Genomic DNA, 266 nt, shown 5'->3' with positions numbered 1-266 from the left:
GTGTTGTTGAAACTATTGGGAATACACGCCCAAGCTGGCAAATATTCAAAGAGTTAGGCCAGTCTTTGGGACTTGATAAATTTTATCCTTGGGAAAATATGCAAACGTTGCAATTAATGCAGCTTAATCGTGACCATAGCTTATTGGAAAACATCAAAAAAATGGGTTATGTCAGTTATGGTAAGCCATTGATGCTGCGTGAACCTGAGATGATTGCAGCGTTTGTTAAGGCTTTTCCAAACGCGAGAAGTGTTGATGAAGATGGC

1 protein-coding gene is annotated in these 266 nt (G+C 39.8%); it reads left to right on the top strand.

What is annotated here, in order from left to right; all coding sequences use genetic code 11:
- On the top strand, nucleotides 1–266 hold a 266-nt coding region (locus tag AAEY75_RS15490; RefSeq protein WP_352260088.1), incomplete at both ends, for a hypothetical protein.

This window comes from Psychrobacter sp. TB55-MNA-CIBAN-0194 (assembly GCF_040309505.1).
In the GTDB taxonomy this organism is placed as follows: domain Bacteria; phylum Pseudomonadota; class Gammaproteobacteria; order Pseudomonadales; family Moraxellaceae; genus Psychrobacter; species Psychrobacter fozii.
This window is presented reverse-complemented; position numbering and strand designations above follow the sequence as displayed.